The 17,903-nt window shown below is 60.4% G+C and carries 12 protein-coding genes; 5 read left to right on the plus strand and 7 right to left on the minus strand.

Features of this window, described 5'->3' with window-relative positions; all coding sequences use genetic code 11:
* Window positions 1-13 precede the first annotated feature (13 nt).
* Window positions 14-1,195, plus strand: coding sequence for a thiolase family protein (locus tag ACQUWM_RS07340; protein WP_428921688.1), 1,182 nt, complete (start codon window positions 14-16; stop codon window positions 1,193-1,195).
* A 6-nt stretch (window positions 1,196-1,201) separates the two neighbouring features.
* Here the strand turns inward: ACQUWM_RS07340 and ACQUWM_RS07345 are convergent, their stop codons facing one another.
* The gene (locus tag ACQUWM_RS07345; RefSeq protein ID WP_428921689.1) at window positions 1,202-2,206 is read right to left on the minus strand and encodes an AraC family transcriptional regulator; all 1,005 of its coding nucleotides are present in this window, start codon (window positions 2,204-2,206) and stop codon (window positions 1,202-1,204) included.
* Between the two features lie 92 nt (window positions 2,207-2,298).
* Here ACQUWM_RS07345 and ACQUWM_RS07350 point away from each other — a divergent pair, with 92 nt between their 5' ends.
* On the plus strand, window positions 2,299-3,636 hold the full coding sequence (locus tag ACQUWM_RS07350; RefSeq protein WP_407002229.1) for a sodium-dependent transporter: 1,338 nt from the start codon (window positions 2,299-2,301) through the stop codon (window positions 3,634-3,636).
* A gap of 7 nt (window positions 3,637-3,643) precedes the next feature.
* On the opposite strand, the gene ACQUWM_RS07355 is transcribed toward ACQUWM_RS07350, so the two are convergent.
* Window positions 3,644-3,922, minus strand: a complete 279-nt coding sequence (locus tag ACQUWM_RS07355; protein WP_407002230.1) for an ACT domain-containing protein — start codon at window positions 3,920-3,922, stop codon at window positions 3,644-3,646.
* On the minus strand, window positions 3,919-5,619 hold the full coding sequence (gene ilvG / locus ACQUWM_RS07360) for an acetolactate synthase 2 catalytic subunit (protein ID WP_428921690.1): 1,701 nt from the start codon (window positions 5,617-5,619) through the stop codon (window positions 3,919-3,921). Before ilvG ends, ACQUWM_RS07355 begins: the two co-directional genes overlap by 4 nt.
* Window positions 5,620-5,935: 316 nt before the next feature.
* On the opposite strand from ilvG, the gene ACQUWM_RS07365 reads away from it, so the two are divergent.
* From ACQUWM_RS07365 to ACQUWM_RS07375, 3 genes are read left to right on the plus strand one after another with little or no spacing between them, the layout of a single operon-like run.
* The gene (locus ACQUWM_RS07365) at window positions 5,936-7,018 is read left to right on the plus strand and encodes an efflux RND transporter periplasmic adaptor subunit (protein WP_428921691.1); all 1,083 of its coding nucleotides are present in this window, start codon (window positions 5,936-5,938) and stop codon (window positions 7,016-7,018) included.
* Between the two features lie 5 nt (window positions 7,019-7,023).
* Complete coding sequence (locus ACQUWM_RS07370; RefSeq protein WP_428921692.1) at window positions 7,024-10,095, plus strand: efflux RND transporter permease subunit; 3,072 nt, start codon at window positions 7,024-7,026, stop codon at window positions 10,093-10,095.
* Window positions 10,092-10,868: a pseudouridine synthase gene (locus ACQUWM_RS07375; RefSeq protein WP_428921693.1), complete on the plus strand. Its 777-nt coding sequence runs from the start codon at window positions 10,092-10,094 to the stop codon at window positions 10,866-10,868. Before ACQUWM_RS07370 ends, ACQUWM_RS07375 begins: the two co-directional genes overlap by 4 nt.
* On the opposite strand, the gene ACQUWM_RS07380 is transcribed toward ACQUWM_RS07375, so the two are convergent.
* From ACQUWM_RS07380 to ACQUWM_RS07395, 4 genes are read right to left on the minus strand one after another with little or no spacing between them, the layout of a single operon-like run.
* On the minus strand, window positions 10,860-12,740 hold the full coding sequence (locus ACQUWM_RS07380; protein ID WP_428921694.1) for a sensor domain-containing phosphodiesterase: 1,881 nt from the start codon (window positions 12,738-12,740) through the stop codon (window positions 10,860-10,862). The genes ACQUWM_RS07375 and ACQUWM_RS07380 overlap by 9 nt on opposite strands.
* Window positions 12,733-14,142, minus strand: coding sequence for an amidase (locus ACQUWM_RS07385; RefSeq protein ID WP_428921695.1), 1,410 nt, complete (start codon window positions 14,140-14,142; stop codon window positions 12,733-12,735). The genes ACQUWM_RS07380 and ACQUWM_RS07385 overlap by 8 nt, the downstream gene beginning before the upstream one ends.
* Window positions 14,139-14,909 carry a co-chaperone DjlA gene (gene djlA, locus ACQUWM_RS07390; protein ID WP_428921696.1) on the minus strand — a complete coding sequence of 257 codons (771 nt, stop codon included), beginning with the start codon at window positions 14,907-14,909 and terminating at the stop codon, window positions 14,139-14,141. Before djlA ends, ACQUWM_RS07385 begins: the two co-directional genes overlap by 4 nt.
* A gap of 47 nt (window positions 14,910-14,956) precedes the next feature.
* Window positions 14,957-17,830: an HD domain-containing phosphohydrolase gene (locus tag ACQUWM_RS07395; RefSeq protein WP_428921697.1), complete on the minus strand. Its 2,874-nt coding sequence runs from the start codon at window positions 17,828-17,830 to the stop codon at window positions 14,957-14,959.
* Between the last annotated feature and the right edge of the window lie 73 nt (window positions 17,831-17,903).

Below are 17,903 nucleotides of genomic sequence, written 5' to 3' on the forward strand. Positions count from 1 at the left end.
TGAGGAATAGAGTATGAGTGACAACAGTGTAGTTATTGCCGGTTCTGCCCGCACCCCCATGGGCGGCATGATGGGCGCCCTGAGTTCGGTCCGCTCCCCGGAACTGGGTGCGGTGTCCATCAAGGCGGCCATTGAGCGTTCCGGTCTGCAGCCGGCGGACATCCAGGAAGTGATTATGGGCTGCGTATTGCCGGCCGGGCTGGGTCAGGCGCCGGCGCGCCAGGCTTCACGCGCCTCCGGCATCCCCGACAGCTCCGGTTGCACCACCATCAACAAGATGTGCGGCTCCGGCATGCAGGCAGTCATCATGGCCCACGACCAGATCAAGGCCGGGACCAATAACTTCATGATTGCCGGTGGCATGGAAAACATGAGCCAGGCGCCGTACCTGCTGCCCAAGGCCCGTGGCGGCATGCGCATGGGCCACGGCCAGGTGATGGACAGCATGTTCCTGGACGGTCTGGAAGACGCCTACGAAGGCGGTCTGATGGGTGTGTTTGCCCAGCGCACGGCAGACAAGTTCAACATTACCCGGGAAGCTATGGATGAATTCGCCATCGGCTCCCTGAACAAATCCCTGGCGGCCATCGAGAGCGGCTGGTTCAAACCGGAAATCGTGCCGGTGAGTGTGCCTGGCCGTGGTGGTGACACGGTGGTGGACACCGACGAGCAGCCGGGCAAGGCGCGCCCGGAAAAGATTCCGACGCTCAAGCCGGCGTTTGCCAAAGACGGCACGGTGACAGCGGCCAATGCCAGCTCCATCAGTGATGGTGCCTCGGCGCTGGTTCTGGCGTCCGCAGCGGAAGCCGAGTCCCGGGGGCTGACACCCCAGGCGCGCATCGTGGCCCACGCAACCCATGCCCGTTTGCCGTCTGAATTCACCCTGGCGCCCATCGGCTCCATCGAGAAGGTATTGAAGAGGGCCGGCTGGTCGGTGGACGATGTGGATCTGTTCGAGATCAACGAGGCCTTCGCGGTGGTAACCCTGGCAGCCATCAACGAGCTGAAGCTGCCTGCCGAGAAGGTCAACGTGTACGGCGGTGCCTGCGCTCTCGGTCACCCGATCGGGTCGTCCGGTTCGCGCATCATCATCACCCTGATGAACGCCCTGAAACAGCGGGGCCTCAAGCGCGGTGTTGCTTCACTGTGCATCGGTGGTGGCGAAGGTACAGCCGTTGCCATTGAGTTGCTGTAAGCGGGTCTAATAGTCCTGCTTGCGGTAGGCCAGGGGGCTGAGCCCGGTCCAGTGCTTGAAGGCACGGGAGAAGGCGCCGGGCTCGGTGAACCCCAGTTGGGATGAAATCTCGGTGATGGTCAGGTTAGGTCGCAGCAACAGCGTGACCGCCTGATCCCGCCGCAGGTTGTCCTTGATCTTCTGATAGGCGCTGCCTTCGGACTTGAGCTTGCGGCTCAGGGTGTTGCTGGTCATGTTGAGGTGATCCGCCATTGTCTCCAGGGTCGGTAAGCGATCCTGCTCCATCCCTTCCAGTAGTCTTCTTACCTGGGTTGTCAGGCTGTCATCATCGTCTGTCCAGACCAGCAGGTTGCGGGGGGAACTCAGGATAAATTCGTCCAGTTCCGCCGGCGTCCGTGTGACCGGCATGGCTAGATACGCTTTGCTGAAGAACAGGCTGTTGCGCTGCTGATCGAAGTGGCACTGGCACGGGAAGACAAAGCGGTATTCATCGAAATGGCCGGGCAGTCCATGCTGAAAGGTGGCGTGACTGAGCACGATCTTGCGTCCGATCAGCCATCCCACCAGCCGGTGCCATACCATCAACAGCCATTCCACCAGGAACTGATCCGGATCCAGCTCCGGATGGCGATGGGTCATGGTCAGCTCCGCTTCTTCCCCCTCGGTGTTCAGTTCGATCTCGATGTCGTGGTTGAACAGCCGGTAGCAGCGAATGCTCTGGCGGATCACGTCTTCCAGGGTGGCGCTGTGCACCACCAAGGACCCCATCAGATGAAAATGTCCGACCCGGCACGGGTGGGTGGTGCGCCCCATGAATTCATCATCCAGCACTTTCCACGTCATGCGGAACAGGCGAATGAACTGCTCGGTGGGCAGCCGCGCCCGTGGCGGGTAGATGAAGTCCGGATCGATACCGTTCCTGTGCAGCAGTTCGGCCGTGGGTAATCCCTTCTGCTCAAGCCCATGGAGAATGGCTCTGGCGTAATGGGATGAGAACGTCAGATGGTTCATTACACGTGATCCTTGATGCCGGTCATGCGGGTGCTCCATTGATTTGCTAGCCTTAATTCTCACATACAACATTGGAAGTAGTCTGGAGGTCTGTGAGAAAACGCCACGAATTCATCGAAGAGTCACGCAAGCAATGGAGTTCAGAGCCCGCCTTTGTGGCCTCCATGGCGGCTGCGGCCGTAGGGCTCGGGAACCTGTGGCGTTTCCCCTACATAGTGGGGGAGAACGGCGGTGGCGCCTTTGTGGTGGCGTACCTGCTGGCACTGATTGTGGTTGTGCTGCCTATCATGATTCTGGAGGTTGCCGCCGGGCGGCTTTCCAAAGGCAGTGCGGTGCAGACCTATCGACAGGTTAACCGCTTCGGGGTGGTTTACGGCTGGTTTGTGGTGCTGATTACTGTGGCCATCACCAGTTACTATCTGGTGATAACCGGCTGGACACTGGGTTATGCCGTAGACGCCGCCACAAATAACCTGCGGGTGTTCGGGGAATTCAGCGCCGGCTATAACTCGCTCTGGTATTTCATCGCCGTTACCCTGTTGGGGGCGGTTATCCTCGCCCGGGATGTCACCGCCATTGAGTTGTTATCCAAGATTCTGATGCCGGTTCTGCTGGTGGTGATGATCGGTTTGGTGGTGTTCGCCAGCCGGACGCCGGGGTGGGAGCAAACGAAGGATTTCTTCTTCCAGGTAGACTGGCGCCGAATGACCGATGGCACGCTCTGGGCGTTCGCCTTTGGTCAGGCGTTCTACACCCTGGCGATCGGCCAGGGTTATCTGGTCACCTACGGCAGCTTTATCCCGAGGAAAACCCATGTGCCCCGGGCCTGTCTGATTGTAGCCGGTACGGAAACCAGTGTGGCCCTGCTCGCGGGCTGGATGATCTTCCCGTTTGTCTTCAGCCTGGGCATGGAGCCTGCCGAGGGCAGCCAGCTGGCGTTCGTGACCATGCCCCAGGTATTTGACGATATGGCCGGCGGCTATTGGGTCGGTACATTGTTTTTTGCGCTGTTCTTCATGGCCGCCTTCAGTTCAAGCCTGGCCGGCCTGAAAGTGATGATTGCGGCCATCGCCGAAGAGTTCCGGCTGAGCAACGTGAAGGCGGTCAGCATTGTTACGGTGGTTATGCTGGTACTGGGCACTGCTTCCGCCCTGAGCTTCACTCCCCTGGAGTGGACGATTGCCGGCGAACCTGTTCTTGATGTGATTGACCGGGTCGCCGGCGGTAACGTGATTATTTTCTCCGGTGTGCTGGGCGCGGCACTGTTTTGCTGGTTCATCCCACCCCAGCGCATACGGACGGTTCTGGGCACAGAGACCCGCTGGTGGGAATGGCGGATCTATCTGATAGGCCGCTACCTGCCGCTGTTGGTGGTGCTCTGGGTGGTGGTGACCTATGCCCTTAGCCAGCTTGGTGTTCCTCCGGACTGATGTAGAATCAGGCCGTCCGGGACTGAGTTGTCGCCGGCTTCTCCAGAGCGACCTCAGCGACGGTATGCAATTTCTCCAACTGTGACTGAAGCATGGCAATCGGTCGTGCGCCTTCGAGCGTCAGGGCAATGTTGAAGTGTTCCTCTGCGCTTTCCACAGCCATTCTCGCAATGCGGAACCCGCGAATACGCACCACCTGACAAAGGCGCTCCAGAGCTGCCGCTTCCTGGGTCATTCGGCAGTTAAGTGTATAGCTTGGTATTGAGGGCTGGCTCTGAGGGTTCATGCAACTTGCTCCTTGTTGGTTTTGGCTGTGCGCTGGGTTTCGTCGATCATTTCTCGGTTGCTGGCGCCGGGTTTGACGATGGGCCAGACGTTTTCTTCCCGGCTGATAGCCACATGCAGCAACATCGGGCCGTTGAAAGCCAGGATGGTTTCGATGCCCCGCCGAATCTGGTCGGTGCGCTCAATGTGCAATGCCGGGATGTCGAACGCCCGGGCCATGGCCACGAAGTCGGGGTTGTCGTCCAGATTGATCTGGCTTTCCCGGTTGTTGTAGAACAGCTCCTGCTGCTGGCGGACCATGCCCAGGCACTGGTTGTCCATTACGATCAGTTTGACCGGCAGGTTGTAGCGACGGATGGTGGCCAGCTCCTGGGCGTTCATCATGAACGAGCCATCGCCCGTTACGTTGATAACGGTGCTGTTGCGGTAAGCAAACTGGGCGCCGATGGCAGCCGGCAGCCCGAAGCCCATGGTGCCGAGGCCTCCGCTGGTGAGGTGATGGCGAGGATGGTCGAACTCGTAGTGCTGGGCTACCCACATCTGGTGTTGGCCGACATCGCAGGCAATGACGGTGTCGTCCGGCGCGACGCGGGAGAGCTGGCGGATAAACGCCGGGCCGGTGATGGGCGCCAGGGCTTCTTCATTGTCGGCGGCGTGGAAGCCGGCCGTGGTATGCCAGGTACGGCACTGTTTTTGCCAGTCTCCGATGGCCAGTGGTTTGTCCTTCAATGCCTTTGTCAGTGCCTTCAGGATGCTGTTGAGATCCCCCCGGATAGCCAGGTCCGCCGGACGCAGCTTGTTGATTTCGGCAGCGTCGGCGTCGATGTGGATCATCTTCGCGTTGGGGGCGAAACCGTCCAGTTTGCCGGTGGCGCGGTCATCCAGGCGGGCGCCGATCACCAGCAACAGATCACATTCGTCCACCGCCTTGTTGGCGGCGCGGGAGCCGTGCATTCCAAGCATGCCGAGATTGTAGGGATTGTGCTTGCCGGCGTTGCCAATGCCCTTGAGGGTCACTACCGCCGGCATGGCCGATGACTCGGCAACTGCGCGGAAGTTGTCCTCGGCATGGGCCAGGCTGATGCCGCCGCCACTGTAGAGCAGGGGCTTGCGGGCGGTGCGCAGCATGGCCAGTGCTTCGGTCAAATCCGGGCTGGTGGTGGGCTGTGGCTCTGACCGGGAGCAGGAAGTATCGGCAACGTCAGTGAGTAACAGGTCCTTGGGAATATCAATCCATACCGGTCCTGGCCGGCCGCTCTGGGCCAGTTCAATGGCTTCTTCCATGATGGCGGGCAGGGTGTCGGCGTCATCCACCAGATAGCTGTGTTTGACGATACCCAGGGTCATGCCCAATACGTCGGTTTCCTGGAAGGCATCTGTGCCAATCAGGCCGGAGGGCACCTGCCCGGTGATCACCAGCATGGGAATGGAATCCCGGTGAGCGTTGGCCACGCCGGTAATGAGGTTGGTGGCGCCGGGGCCGGAAGTGGCGATGCAAACGCCCAGCTTGCCGCTGGCCCGGGCATAGCCGTCGGCGGCCAGGGCGCAGCCCTGCTCATGGCGGCACAGCACGTGTTCCACACCCACATCGTCCACCAGCGCGTCGTATAGCGGCATGATGCAGCCGCCCGGATAACCGAAAACCGTGCTGATGGTGTGGCGGTGGAACGCTTCAAGAATGTGCTGTGCGCCGTTCATGGTCGTTTTTCCCTTTTTCTTCCGCAAAAAAAAGCCCCCGGGACCTTTCGGTGCCGGGGGCTCTTGGTGTCTTGTCAGGTTTGTCGCTATCTCACCCGCTTGTCCACGCAAAAGCCCCCGGACGGTACCACGACCACCAGGACTAGCTTCACAAGGACGATTACAGCGTTGAAGTTCATGAGATAAGTGCGCTTGCTCAAACTTTGTTTACGATAGTGAAAAGTTAACCCAGCAATGGAGGCCAGCGCAACCCCTGATTCCACATTTTTGTGCTACCGTTTGACTCCTTAATGCATGCGCAACAAACGAGAAGAACATGAGCAAGAGCAGGTGGGGCTCCCTTGGGTTGTCATTACTGGTGATCATCGCACTGGTGCTGTGGATGGCCAGCGGTGAGGTGAAAGTGGCGCAACAGGAAGCGCCGGACATGGAAGAGTCCGCTGTCGGAGAGCTCCCCAGTGTGGAAGTGGAAACCTTGCAGGCGCGCCTCTATGAGCCAGGCCTGATGTTGCAGGGGCAACTGGAGCCGTGGCGGACGGTGGCGATCAGCGCCGGCGTCAGCGGCACGGTCGAAGAACTGTTGGTGGATCAGGGGCAGCGTGTGGAGCAGGGCCAGACCCTGCTGCGCCTGTCCGACGATGGTCGCCAGTCCGGCGTGGACCGGTGGCAGGCCCGCATCCGGAAACTGGAGGCGGACCTGGCTGCCGCACGCCGCCTGGGTTCCAGTAACCTGGCCAGTCAGTCGGAAATCCTCGGGCTGGAAAGCGATCTGTCCGGCGCCCGCGCGGAACTGGCGCAGGCCCGGGAGGCCGTCAGCGATCTCGCGCCCAGGGCGCCCTTTGACGGGATCGTGAATCGCCGGAACGTGGATCTGGGCAGTCTGGTTCAGCCGGGCACTGAAATGCTCGAACTGGTCCAGGTCGAACGCCTGAAAGCGACCGGGCAAATCCCCCAGCAGTCCGTTGCCGAGGTCGCGGAAGGCCAGAGCGTTTCCATTCGTTTGCTCAATGGCGGCTCCCTGGAAGGGCAGGTGAGCTTCGTGGCGAGCGCCGCAAACCCGGAAACCCGCAGCTTCGCTGTGGAGGTGACGGTGGAAAACCCGGATCTCCGGCGGGTTGCCGGCGGCAGCGCCACACTGCGGATTGCGTTACCGGAAACCCGGGCCACTTTCCTGTCGCCGGCTTACCTTTCCCTTGGGGACGATGGCCGACCGGGTGTGCGCTATGTGGATGACAACAACCAGGTGGTGTTCCGCAACGTGACTTTGCTGAATGTGACCACCGACGGCGCCTGGGTCAGCGGGCTGCCGGATGAAGTCCGCCTGATCACCCGTGGTGGTGGCTTCGTGTCCATCGGGCAGGAAGTGCAGCCGGTTGACCGCTCGCATAACCGGGGCTGAACAGCATGCGCACACTGATTCTTGCGGCCATGGACCGCAGCCGCACCAGTCTTCTGACCCTGACCTTCCTCATTCTTGGGGGCATTGCGGCTTTCTATAGTATTCCCAAGGAAGCCAACCCGGATGTCACCATTCCGATGATCTATGTCTCCATGACACTGGAGGGGATCAGCCCGGAAGACGGCGAGCGCTTGCTGGTGCGGCCGATGGAGCAGGAGCTGCGCTCACTGGAAGGCGTCAAGGAAATGAAAGGGACAGCCTCGGAAGGGCACGCCTCGGTGATGCTGGAATTTGATGCCGGCTTCGATCCTGACAAGGCCCTTCAGGACGTGCGGGAGAAAGTCGATACTGCCCGCGCGAAGATCCCCCAGGAAGCGGATGAGCCCCGGGTGAATGAAATCAACGTGTCCCTGTTCCCGGTGCTGTCGGTCGGGCTTTCCGGCCCATTGTCGGAGCGGGAGCTGATCACCATTGCACGACGGCTTCAGGATGCCATTGAGGGTATTCCGGAAGTGCTGGAAGTGGACATCGGCGGCGACCGGGAAGACCTGCTGGAGGTGGTGGTGGACCCCCAGGTGCTGGAAAGCTACGGGGTTGATTTCGACCAGCTGGCCACCCTGGTTTCCCGCAACAACCAGCTGGTGGCAGCCGGCAGCCTGGACACTGGCGCCGGGCGGATGGCGATGAAAGTACCCGGGGTGATCGAGAACATTGAAGATGTGATGTCCATGCCGATCAAGGTGGACGGCAACACGGTGGTCACCTTTGGCGACGTGGCCATGTTGCAGCGTACCTTCAAGGACCCGACCGGATTTGCCCGCATCAATGGTGAGCCCGCGCTGGTGCTGGAAGTCTCCAAACGGGCAGGCGCCAACATCATCGAAACCATCGCCCAGGTCCGGGGGCTGATCGAGGCGGCGGACTCCGAACTGCCGGAGGAGCTGGATGTTCGCTACATCATGGATCAGTCCACGGAAGTCCGCGACATCCTCAGCGACCTCCTGAACAACGTACTGACCGCCATCGTACTGGTCATCATTGTGGTCATCGCCGCCATGGGGCCGCGTTCGGCGGTACTGGTGGGTCTGACCATCCCCGGTGCATTCCTGACTGGCATCCTGGTGATCTGGGGCATGGGGCTGACCCTCAATATCGTTGTTCTGTTCAGCCTGATCCTGGTCGCCGGCATGCTGGTGGATGGCGCCATCGTGGTATCGGAACTGGCGGACAGAAACCTGTCGGAAGGGTTGGGCGTCCGGTCCGCCTGGGCGGAGGCGGCAAGTCGTATGGCCTGGCCGATCATTGCGTCCACCGCAACCACCCTGGCGGTATTTGCGCCGTTGCTGTTCTGGCCGGGCGTGGTGGGTGAGTTCATGAAGTTCCTGCCCACCACGGTGATTATCTGCCTGGCGGCCTCGCTGCTGATGGCGCTGGTGTTCCTGCCGGTACTGGGGGCTGTCAGTGGCGGCAAGCGGGCCCGGCAGTCCATGGGCGGCGGCGCCATGATGGCCGGCTACCGCAAGGTGCTGGCCACTTTACTGGGCCGTCCCGGCCTGACACTGCTGGGCGTGCTGGGGCTGATTATTGTGATTTATGCCGGCTATGCGAAGTTCAACCACGGCGTGGAATTTTTCCCCAGTGTGGAGCCTGACTCTGCCCAGGTGCAGGTCCGGGCCCGGGGAGACCTGTCAATATGGGAGCGGGACAGTATCGTCCGCGAGGTAGAGGAACGGCTGCAGGGCATGCCGGAGGTCAAGGCGCTTTATGCCCGTTCGATGGTGAGTGCGGGCAATCAGATGGCTCCGGACGTGGTAGGGGTGTTGCAGTTCCAGTTTACCGACTGGTTCACCCGGCGGCCCGCAAACGAGATTCTGGAGGACTTTCGGGCGCGTACCGAGGACATCCCCGGAATTGAGCTGGAGTTCCGCAAGCAGGAGGGCGGTCCGGCGGATGGCAAGCCGGTGGAGCTGAAAGTGAGCAGCATGGACAGTGAAAAGCTCAACAGCTACGTGGACCAGATTCAGGACCGCATGTCCGCCATGAGCGGTTTTGTGGATATTGAAGACGACCGAAGCCTGCCGGGCATTGAATGGCAGTTGCAGGTGGATCGTGAATCGGCGGCCCGCTTTGGTACCGATGTTCTGAGTGTCGGGAGCGCCGTGCGATTGATCACCAACGGCCTGGTCCTGGCAACGTACCGGCCGGAGGACGTGCGGGACGAAGTGGACATCGCGGTGCGGGTGCCTAACAACTGGCGCGAACTGGACCAGTTCCAGCGCCAGACCATCCACACCAGTCGAGGTCAGGCGCCGTTGTCGGAGTTTGTGTCCCTGGAACCGGGGCAGAAGACCGGCAGCATTGTCCGGGTGGATGGTCAGCGCACGGTGACCATCAAATCGGATATTGAGCCCGGTCGCCGAGTGGATGAATTGCTGCGCAGCCTGCAGGCAGACATGCCGGAGCCGCCGGAAGGTGTGACCGTTCAGGTGGCAGGGGAAAACCAGGACCAGCAGCAGGCGGCCAACTTTCTGACCACTGCCTTCCTGGTAGCCATCGCGCTGATGTTGTTGATACTGGTGACCCAGTTCAATTCCCTTTACCAGACTTTCCTGATCCTGTCTGCGATTGTGCTTTCCACGGCAGGGGTCCTGTTGGGACTGCTGCTGAATGGTCAGTCATTTGGCATTGTCATGGTGGGCATGGGGATCATTGCCCTGGCCGGGATTGTGGTGAACAACAACATCATCCTGATCGACACCTACAATCAAATGCGAAAGAGCGGCCTTGAGGCCTTCGAAGCAGCACTGGAAACCGGTTGTCTGCGTTTGCGGCCGGTATTGCTGACGGCGGTCACCACGGTGCTGGGCCTGATGCCCATGGTGCTGGGCGTCAACGTGGATTTGCTGACCCCGTCCCTCGGCATCGGGGCGCCATCCACCCAGTGGTGGACCCAACTGTCCAGTGCCATTGCCGGCGGCCTGACCTTTGCGACCATCCTGACCTTGCTATTGACCCCGGCGCTGCTGGTTCTGGGTGACCGGGTGGGGCACAGGGTCAGGGGGATCATCAGACGATGACGTTTGAGCACAACCCCCTGACGGAACTGTATCGGGATGCCCAACTGCTGGTGGTGCACAAACCGGCAGGTCTGCTGGTGCACCGGAGCCCCATCGACCGGCATGAAACTGAGTTCGCCCTGCAGTATGCGCGGGCGTTGAACGGCGGGGAGCATGTGTACCCGGTGCATCGGCTGGATCGGCCGACTTCCGGTGTGTTGGTGTTTGCCCGTGACCCGGAGGCGGCGAGGCAACTGGGCCTGCAAATGATGGCGGGAGAAGTGAGCAAGACCTATCTGGCGGTGGTGCGTGGCTGGCCCCCGGAGCAGGGGGTGATTGATCACCCCCTGAAAGAGGAGCCTGAAGACCGGCGTCTGAAGGGACAGGCTCAACCGGTTCGTGACGCGCTGACCCATTATCGGCGGTTGGCCACGACGGAAATTCCCGTGGCGGTGGAAACCTATCCCACCAGCCGGTACGCCGTGGTGGAGCTGGAACCGAAAACCGGCCGGAAACACCAGCTACGACGGCACATGAAGCACATCAGTCATCCCATCATTGGTGATGCCAATCATGGGCGCGGTCGCCATAATCGATATTTCGCCAAGCGCTTTGGTGAGGGCCGGCTGTTACTGGCCGCTACCGGCATTGCCTTTGCACACCCGGCCACGGGCACAATGATGAGCATCCGCTGCCCGCTGGAGCAGAGCTTTATCCGGGCACTTGAGCTGTTTCCCGGGTTTTGTGATCAGCACGACGGCGCATTCAGTGGCCTGGAAGGAAATTCAGCGTAACTCAGCCGAAAAATAACGTTCCATCAGTTCAGGGAAGGGCAGGGGCTTGCTGTATAGATAGCCCTGGAGAAAGTCGCATCCCTTTTCAATCAGCCATTGTTCGTGGGCCTCGGTCTCTACGCCCTCGGCCACCACAGACAGCCCCAGCCCGCGGGCCAGGCCGATAATGGAAAGGGTGATCGCACAGTCGTTTTCGTCATCGGGAAGATGGTTGATAAACGACCGGTCGATTTTGATATGAGAGAACGGCAGGCCCTTCAGTCGTGCCAGTGAGGAATAACCGGTACCAAAGTCATCAATGGCGAGCTTTGCGCCGTCATTGACCAGAGTTTCCAGCACGCCCGCTAAATTGTTGAAATCCCCCTGAATGGAGTCTTCGGTGACTTCAAACTGCAATGCACTGACCGGCATCCGTTGCTTGGCGCATATTTCTTTTATGCGGTCAGGTAGGTCGATGGTCAGCACCTGTTCGGCAGACAGGTTGACCGAGATGATGGGGAGCTTAATGCCCGCTGAGTCTGCCTTGGCCCAGTCTTCACAAACCCTGCGCAGTACGCATTCGCCCAGGGCGTACATCAGGTCGCTGCCGCGGGCAATGTCCAGGAACTCTATGGGAGACAGCCACCCCCGCTGCGGGTGATTCCAGCGTACCAGGGCTTCCATGCACACCATCTTTTCTCCCGATTGGTCCACAATGGGCTGGTAGAACACATCCAGGGCGTAACTGCTGATGGCTGCCCGCAACTCTCGCTCCAGGGCGAATCTCGACTGGGCGCTGACCTGGATGGCGGAATCAAAAACGGTGGCCCGTGCCCGGCCGAGGTTTTTGGCGTGGTACATGGCGGCTTCCGCGCCTCGCAGCAGTTCCTGTGGTTCCAGGCAATCTTCCGGGAGATGGCAGATGCCCAGGCTGGCACTGATGTTCAGGGATTGACCCGCCACCCGTATGGGTTGCCCTATGGCCATAAGGATGCGGTCTGTCGTGTCGTTCAGGACGTCTGCCTGGGTGTGGTGACGGATCAGTATTGCAAACTCGTCGCCGCCGATGCGAGCCAGCAGGTCCTTGCCCTCAAGACGCAGTGCCTTGAGACGCTGACCAATCTCCGCAATAACGCTGTCTCCGGCCTGCGGTCCCAGGCCGTCGTTTATGGCTTTCAGGCGGTCCACGTCGACCCAGATCAGCGCCAGGCTGCCGGTTTTACGCCGCTGGATTTTTTCCGCCAGGTGAATCACCCGATTTTTCAGGGAATCAATATTGGCGAGCCCGGTGAGTGTGTCGAACCGGGAGATGAAATCCAGCGCTCTTTTTGAGTTAATCCAGGCTTCGTGGGTGTTGATAAGACTGATGGTGTCGGCAATGGATATGGCAAATGAGAGCTCCGGAAGTGTCCATTCCCTCGGATGACAGGCTTCCAGGCACACCACGCCGCTCAGGCGGGACCCATCGAATACCGGAGCGTCGAGCATGGAGTGGATCCCGACCGATGGCAGGTAATCCGAGTTGAAGCTGGCGGTTCGGGAATCGTTGCGCGCGTCATTGACCGCCAGAATCCGTTCCTCGACGATGGCCTGAAAATAGCTTGGATGGTCAGAGCGATAGAGGCTGACCGGACTCAGGTCCTCTTCGTAAGAGGCGACGCTTTGCTGACGGGCTTTTGGCTCATGGCGCTGGTCATACAGGCATTCGCAGGTAATCCGGTCCCGCTCCGGGGGGAAATACCACACGCTCACCCTCTCCACCTCCAGCAGGCGTCCACAAAGGGCCGTTAACGCTGAAAGTTTGTGGTGTCTTTGTTGCCTGATAAAGCCGGAGTTGTGGCTTAACTCCATCAGGGCCTTGTGATAGCTCACAAAGGTAGAGTGTTCATGCATAGTAGAGAGAATATTCCTCCTCCAGGGAATACGCTAACTCTAGCAGAGTTTGTTCACCGCCGTGGCGACCCATCAGGTGAGCTGCAACCGGTAGGTTATTGTCGGTTTGCCCCATGGGAACAGCGATCGCCGGGGCTCCGGTGGCGTTTGCCAGAGGCGTGAAACTGACATAGCGGGTGAGGCGCTCGAACAGGGTGTCAAAATCCTGCTCCGGGTTCAGGTAACCTATTTCCGGCGTGGTGTGACCGAGTGCCGGGGTCAGAATGGCGTCAAAGCCGGCGACTGCCCTGGCATAGTCATGGTAACTGCGGCGAAGCCGCCACAGGGTAGCAGGGAGCTTGTGGAGCTGCCGGCGGAACATTCTGTCGAGTCCCCTGGTCAGGCTGTCCACCCGGGATTTGTCGAATTCTGGATGCATCAGCTTCCGGCCGCTGGCCCGGACGCCAAACGCCAGCATGCCCCAGTAGCGGGCGAAGTCGTCCGGGAACGAAGACGCGATGGGCACATCCATTGGTACAACGCGGTGCCCCATGCCTTCCAGTAAACGTGCGGTATGCTCTACCGTCTCGCGGGTTGCCCTGTCAGTGGCATGACCGTTGATGGAATCCAGCACCAGGCCGATGGTCATGGAACGCTGCGACGGCCCCTCGACCATGCCGATTTCCGGCAGCTTGTGGTTGCGGTAGTGCTTTTCCGCCTCGGCGTAGAAGCGGGCGGTATCACGAACGCTGCGGGTCACCACGCCGTCACTGACGATATTGATGGGTAGGGATTTGGCCGCGTCATTATCCACCAGGCGGCCGCGGCTGGGTTTCAGGCCGATCAACCCACAGCAGGCAGCGGGTATCCGGATGGAGCCGCCACCGTCGTTAGCGTGGGCCAGAGGCACCACGCCGGCGGCCACCAGCGCGGCGGAGCCACCGGAGGAGGCGCCGGTGGAATAGGCGAGGTTCCAGGGATTTCGTGACGGTGGTGCGCTGGCGTGTTCGGTGGAAGCGTTGAAACCGAATTCCGGTAGTGTGCTCTTGCCGAGGCACACATAACCCTGGGCCAGCATCTGTTCGGCGAGCGGACTGGTTTTGGTCGCCACCCGGGATGGCACGGCTTCCGAACCATGGCAGGTCGGCATGCCCGCGACATCGGTGTTGTCCTTGATAAAGGTGGGAACCCCGTGGAAGAAGCCGCCGGTTGCCGTGCGCTTCCGGGCCTGGTCAAAGGCCTCATACGCGATGCCCTGAATAAACGGTTCAACCTGGCGTGCACGGGCGATGGCCGCAGCGGTAACCTCGGCCACAGACAGCTCGCCCCGGCGAATCAGGTCAGCCAGCGCGGTGGCATCGTGATGTCCCAGGGCATCGTCCTGAAAGGCATGGATGCTGTCTGGCTGTTCCCGCATGGTCATTTTCTGGCGTCCTTGATGACATCGTAGGCGTGGCTGATTTCCCGTGTCCGTTCTTCGGCCATTTCCCGCATGCTTTCCGGAAGACCACGCCCGGCCAGTTTGTCCGGGTGATTTTCACTCATCAGCTTGCGGTAGGCTTTCTTGATTTCTTCATCGCTGGCGGAGGGGGATACCCCAAGGGCCTTGTAGGCGTCGTCGACCTGTTGTGCCGATGAGGGGCGTGCACCGCCGGCCTGGCCGGCGTGGGCGCCGCGAAGCATGGCTTCCAGTTGATCCACCTGGCTTTCCGGCAGTCCCAGCCCGCGAGCGATTCGCACCAGCATTTCATGCTCGGCGGGATGCACTACGCCATCGGCCGCGACTGCGGATACCTGCACCTGGAGAAACATCTGCAGCAATGCCGGCTGCCCGCCACTGATCCGCAGGAAGTGACTCAACTCGGCCTCCAGGTCGAAGTCCGGTTCCTTGCCCCGGTTGAAGGCGGCCTTGGCGGAGGCTTTTTGTTCTTCCGACAGCCGGAAGCGCACGAACAGGGATTCCGCCATCTGGATTTCATCCCGGCTGACAACGCCGTCGGCTTTACACAGGGCGCCCATGACGGCAAAAACCGAGTCCACGAAGCCCAACTGTATGTTCTGGAGCTTGCCCAGCAGGCGGCTTTTCAGGCGCTGCATGAGAAACGCGCCGAGGGCCGCGCCGATAAGAAAGCCGGGGAATTTGCCAAACGCGTACCCGATCAGACCACCAATTATGATTGCAAACAGCATGGATATCCCTTCAGAAACGATAGATCAGTCGCAAAGTATACGGGTTTTCAGTCAGTTTTCATGAACTGGCTTTCATCGACCTCATCAATCTGTTCCGGCCTAAGGTGTTGTTCTCCATAGCGCCGGTAGGTTCCCGACCGTACAAACAGCTCGAACACGGTCCGGTCGATATGGCCCTCGTCCACCATGCGCGACATGATGGTCAGAGCCTGAGTGAGGGTTTTGCCTTCCTTATAGGGTCGGTCAACGGCCGTCAGCGCCTCGAACACATCGGCCACCGCCATAATGCGTTCGGGAATCCCCATCTCTTCACTGGTGAGCCTGCAGGGGTAGCCCTTACCATCCATTCGCTCATGATGGGTGCCGGCGAGGTGGGGCACATTGGCCAGTCGGTCGGGCAGGGGCAAAGTGTCGAGCATGCAGATGGTCTGGACGATGTGTTCGTTGATCTTGAAACGCTCTTCGTCCGTCAGGGTGCCTTTGGCAATTGTCAGGTTGTGGATTTCCCCCCGGTTGAACGCGTACTCGGGCAATTCCATATCAAAGCCCCAGCGGTTGCGGGGATCGTCCTTTTGCACCGGCGGCACCTGATCGCCCCATGCGCGCAGGTGTGATGGCTTGTCGGCCAGCAGCGTTTCGGTGGCCGGCAGGTTCTCCTCAGGGGCACCTTTCAGGGCCTGGCGCTCATCAGTGGAAAGGCCGATACGGTCGCTGAAATGTCTCTGCCAGGGGCGCAGGGCAATGCTCCGGATACGGGCAATGTCGGCCTCGTCCATGAATTCGCCACCAATGTTGGCTTTGGCGATGAACGCGAACTCCTCCTGCAGGGTCTGCTGCATCTGATCCCGCTGCTGGCGGGCCTGGTCTGCGTCTTCTCCGTTCAGGATGGCGCTCAGGCAGGCGATTTCGGCATCCCGGTACAGCACCTCGAAGCGGGTGCGGATGTCATGGATGCGATTGTGGATGGTTTCCAGTTTGACGGCTTTGTCCACCACGTATTCGGGGCTGGTGATCTTGCCGCAGTCGTGCAGCCAGGCGGCAAGGTGGAATTCGTAGCGTTGTTCTTCATTGAGCTGAAAATCGCGGAACGGCGCTTCGGTGCTTTTCTCTGCCTCATCAACCAGCATCTGGGCCAGCTTGGGGACCCGGTCACAATGGCCGCCGGTGTAGGGTGATTTGGCGTCAATGGCGTTGGCCACCAGGCGGATAATGCCCTCCAGCAGGGCCTGCTGGCTCTCGATCAGCTCGCGGGTTTCAATGGCGACGGCGGCGGAGCCGGCTATTTCATCGACGAACACAATCAGGTCGTCGCCGAGGTGGGTGTGATCCCCGTGCTCCATTTCAATAACCATGGCGCCGATCAACTGTTTCCGACGGTTGCGGAGAATGGCGAACACCGGATGCCCGGGCAGGTGCTGGCGCAGGTGTCTGATGATGTCGCTGTCATCCGCATCGGTGGTCACAGCGGTAATGGTGGTCGGCAGATGGAGATCTCTGTCGACGGCGAGGGTCAGTTCGCTGTTTTGCCGGCTGAACAGGTAGATAGCACCCCGGTTCTGGCCGACGATGTGCACAATCTGGTCGAGGATGTCGCGGAGCAGGGTATTCAGGTCCTGCCCCCGGTTCAGGACAGTGGCGATGTTCTGGAAACTGTGAATGGCACTGGCCATGTCGTCCAGCGCCACACTGAGTTGCCGGGCTTCACGGATATGGGAATCCACCTTGATCGGGGTATCAAAGCGGAAACGGGACAACGAACTGACCCGGTCGGTCAGTCGCTCCAGGGGCTTTCCGACGCGGCGGCCCAGCAGCCAGCCGATGATCAGCAACAGCAGGGCAATGGCTCCAGCCATTACCGTCTGTCGTGACAGGGCGCTCCAGACGTCGGCCAGCAGTTCGTCGGCGGGAATGGCGACCGCAATGGTCAGGCCTTCTCCGTCGAGCGACGCCAATGGTTCGGTCATGCCATACCAGTCACGGTCTGAGGAGGTGTAGCGGCTGACACCGTGATTTCCGTCTTCCGTTTGGGCATGGGCAATGGCATCTGCCAGCGCTGGATGAGGCAGGTTGTCGACCTGAACCGGCCCTGCCTCGGTGGTGTCGGTGCTGAGAGGCTGGTCAGTGTTGGAATAGGCCAGCACCGCCCCTTCATGATTCACTATGCCAATCCGGGTGCCCGGCGTGTGTCGCAGTTCGGCCAGTTGCTGGCTGAGATCCGATACGGTGACATCCACACCGAACACAGCGCCGTTGTCGCCGTCACCGGTGGCGCGGCGAGAGAGGGTCAACCCGGTCTCGCGGGTGGTGAAGAACACATAGGGGTCGGTTAGCTCAGTGACACCGGATTGCCTGGCCTGTTGATACCAGGGCCGGACCCGAGGGTCGAACTCATAGGTTTCGGGGTACTGGCGGGAGATCAGGGTCCGGTCCTGATCGTAGAAATGCCACTGGGGATCGCGATCGCCTTCGCTGCCCCGGGTGATGGTCTGTAGCAGGAACCGGGTATTCGGCGGTGCGTCGGGGAAGCGGGAAACTTCACTCTCGCGAACTTTTCGCAGCAGGAAGAAGTCGCCATCGCCGTACCCGGCATACACGGCGCTGACGATATCGCTGCTGGTCAGGATGTCCGCAATGACCGGTAAACGGGTCAGCCGTTGCTCCAGGTTGTCGGTCGCGGCGAGTGGGTCATGGCTGAGTACCGCGAGTGCCGCCGCCGGCGGTCCGGTGATGGCGCGGATGCGGTCATCGACGCTGACCGCCAGTTGTTTTGCGGTGGCGCTGGCGGCTGTGACCTTGGCTGATTCCATGCCGCGAAAACTCTGACCAACGAGTACAATGGTCAGAATGAGCATGCCCAGGGTAATCGCCGACGCAATCAGGAAAGCCAGGGAAACCTGGGCCGACTGGTGTTTGGCTGACATCAATGATCCTTGAAGGACAGGAAGAACGTATTCCGATAGTAGAAAGGTAGACCCTGAACCGCGTTTTTTCTTT

Source organism: Marinobacter sp. DUT-3 (genome assembly GCF_050379435.1).
Lineage (GTDB): Bacteria > Pseudomonadota > Gammaproteobacteria > Pseudomonadales > Oleiphilaceae > Marinobacter.